This is a genomic window from Bradyrhizobium sp. (assembly GCF_019244115.1).
GTDB lineage: Bacteria > Pseudomonadota > Alphaproteobacteria > Rhizobiales > Xanthobacteraceae > Bradyrhizobium.
On sequence record NZ_JAFATE010000207.1, the window covers coordinates 1 to 3360 of the forward strand.

Below are 3360 nucleotides of genomic sequence, written 5' to 3' on the forward strand. Positions count from 1 at the left end.
TTCTGAAGGAGCGGTGACAAGATCGGAAGCCGCAGCTTGTTGCGTGCATTCATAAGAATGCCGCCGGCATCATGTGTCGTCCAGAAGTTCGAACAATTCGTCGACCATATCAAACGGAGCATCCCTCGTCTGAGTGTGGTAGATGACGCGATCTCCGTCGCGTTGTAGCGATCGCCCCTTGGATTTCCGCAATCGTCCGGGCAGGAAGGTGGCCGCCAGCGCGCCCGGCCCGACGTCCAGGCGGACGATGCCTCTCCGCTTGCATTCGAGTCTAAGCCTGGCTGCGGCGAAGAAATCACGGGCCATCGGCGGCAGTTGCCCGAAGCGGCGGGACGTTTCATCTTCCAAATCGTTCAGCTCGTCTTCACTGCCGCACCTTGCCGCGCGGGCATAGAGTTCGAGCCGCACTGGCTCTGACTGCACGTAGTTTTCCGGAAGCATGTCCGCGACTGGTAAATTCAGATCGGGCACCCACATCTCGGCCCTTCCCTCATCGACCTTCTCTGAAGCCATTTTCAGGAGGTGACTGTAGAGTACGGGTCCAAAGACCTGGACATGGCCGGATTGCCGGTCAGAGAACAGGTCTCCCGCGCCCCTCAGATCGAGATCGCGCTCGCTGATGGCAAAACCCGCGCCTGGCCGGCTGAACTCCTCGAGGACGGCCAGCCGTTTCTCGGACTGTTCAGAAGCCGTCTCGGTCATCAAATACGCGAAAGCGCGTATTCCGCCACGCCCCACCCTTCCGCGGAGCTGATGAAGCTGGGCGAGACCGAACTTTTCGGGCCAGCAGACCACGATGGTATTTGCGCGCGGGATATCGAGGCCGCTCTCTACGATGTTGGTGGCGAGCAGGACGTCAGCGCCGCCCTCGACGAAGCTCATCATCCGGTCGTCGATCTCGTCGGCAGGCAATTTGCCATGAAGGCAGACAATGCGAAGATCAGGCGCCACCGCGTGTACACGCGCCAGCATGGGATCCAGATCCTGGATGCGGGGGCAGATCAGGAAGCTCTGTCCATGGCGCCTCTGCTCACGGAGCAAAGCGGAGGCAATGGCGGCATCCGACAACGGGGCAATTTTCGTCGCCACCGGAAGCCGGTGAGCCGGTGGCGATGCGATGACGCTCAGGTCCCTGAAGCCGGCAAGGCCAGCGGCGAGTGTCCGCGGGATCGGCGTGGCGCTCATCCAAAGCGTATGGATACCCTTGGCGAGTCCAGAGAGCTTTGCCTTCTCGGCCGCACCGAAATGTTGCTCTTCGTCGATGATCACGAGGCCGAGATCGGCGAACTTCACGTCCTTCGAGGTGAGAGCCTGCGTTCCGATCACAACTTTCATCCGGCCACTTCGCAGCGCTTCCTTCGTCTCCCGCGTTTCTGCTCCTGATGTAGCCCTGGACAGGCTCCCCACCTCGATGCCGAGCGGCGCGAAGCGCCTGCGGAACGTTGCGACGTGCTGCCGTGCCAGAACGGTCGTCGGGACCGCGATTGCCACCTGCTTTCCGCACAGCACCGCCGCGGCCGCACCCCGCAGCGCCACCTCGGTTTTTCCAAATCCGACGTCGCCACAGATCACGCGGTCCATCGGGTGACCGGACGCAAGATCATCCAGGACGTCCCGGATGGCCTTGGCTTGATCAGCCGTCGTAAAATAAGGAAAACGTGCGATGAATTTCTCGTAGGTGGACCCCTGCGGGACAAGTTTCGCGGCTCTCCGGCGGCGGCGCTGGCTGATGTGTTTGGCGAGCACCTTGCCCGCGATCTGGATTTCCTGCTCCGCTTCCGTGCGGCGAGCCCACCATGTACTCCCGTCTGCCTTATCAAGCGCCAGCTTGCCGAGTTCCGCCGCGTAGGGCCACATCAGCGCCAAGTCAGGCGGCGGCACCAGAACCGCATTGTCCGACGCAAACGAAAGCCTGACCATCTCCCGCAATGCGCCGCCGCCCGTGTTCACGGTCTGCAAGCCATCGAGCATGGCGAGGCCGCGCTGAAGATGAACGACCACCGTTCCCTGTTCCGGCACGTCTGCATGATCGAAACCCACGCTCCAGGCTCTGGTCATCGGCTGCGGATGATGCGCCCTGCTGCCGAGGACGTCGGAAGCGGTCACGACGACAAGAGCCTTCTTACCCGGGGAGACAAAACCCGCATCGAAATCGGCCAGAAGAGCCGCTTCGCCGCTACGGGCCCTCGTTGCTTCGTTCCAATCGGCGGCGCGTTGCGCCTTGATGCCGCTCATCCGCTCCATCACCCGCAGGTCGTCCTCCTGCGCTGCGACGAAAATCAATCGTGAGCCGGCCTGCCGCGTCTCATTGACGAAAGCGCGAAGGGCCTTCCTGGAGGATGTAAGCTTCGAAAACTCTGGCGTCGGTTGGAAGGGGGCCATCCGTGGCAACACCTTCATGCCCTTGGTTGCCTGCTTCCACTCGCGGCGTCCCAGATATTCGCGCTCCCTCTCGATGCGACCCGCCGCCTCCTCGATCGTGCTCAGCCAACCGTCGGCGTGCAGCGGGACCCCGGCATCCGCAATCCACTTGGCTCGGCCGCAATATTCGAACAGTGTCGAGCGCTTGTTGCGCTTGCCGGCGAGGGCCAACCGCTCCGACATGGCATCGACGAGAAGTTCCTTTGTCTCGAAGATGATGTCATGTTCTTTCGGGTCGAACGCCACGATCCGAGTTACCGCGCGTCCCGAATGCTCTACGCGGAACGGACCAAGTGCGCCCGCAGGAAAGATCTCGAACGTCTGTCCATGAAACAGAGCCCCGCCCGGATAGTCAGGCTCGTCTTCCAGATCGTATCCCAGACCTTCGAGACGAGCGTGGAGTTGCCGCTCGGAAAATGTGCCGCCCACCTTCAAACTCATGCTCAGGCGTGACAGACTCGCGGGCGCTGGCAGTCGTTCCATCACCGCTTCTGCCGTCGAGACCAGCAGGATCGGCTTCTTGGACTTTGCAAGGCGTCTCAGGACGGAGGCGCGACGCCCGGCGATGTCGTGAGATGGCTCCAACTGGTCGAACGGGAGGGTATTGAGCCGCGGAAACACCATGACCTCGCAGGCCGGGTCGAGCGCATGAATGGCGCTGCCCAGGCGCTCGGCCCTGTTCTCGCTTTCAGCGAGGAAAACTATCCCGGTACGGCCAGACTGCTTCCATTCTGCAAGCAAATGGAGAGCCAGCATGCCGAGAGGTGACGAAGACGAGATTATGACGCGCCGCGCCCCCTTGCTCTTCTTTGACGAGTACTTCGTTGCCCGCGCTTTCTTGGAATGCCTCACCTTAGTCCGTCTCTCGTCGTGAATTGCCGCACTCAACGCAAACTGAACTCGTTCGATTCGGCACGTCGTCGTCATGCATATGAGATT

General features: G+C 61.5%; 1 protein-coding gene. It reads right to left on the reverse strand.

Annotated features, from left to right (window positions below; all coding sequences use genetic code 11):
* Positions 1 to 69: 69 nt before the first annotated feature.
* Entirely contained in the window at positions 70 to 3177 is a 3108-nt protein-coding gene (locus JOZ76_RS09200) for a DEAD/DEAH box helicase (protein WP_366938552.1), read from the reverse strand.
* Positions 3178 to 3360 lie beyond the last annotated feature (183 nt).

Excerpts from the sequence above, each read along its gene's own strand:
- JOZ76_RS09200 (WP_366938552.1), bottom strand. The coding sequence starts at position 3,177 with ATGCTGGCTCTCCATTTGCTTGCAGAATGGAAGCAGTCTGGCCGTACC.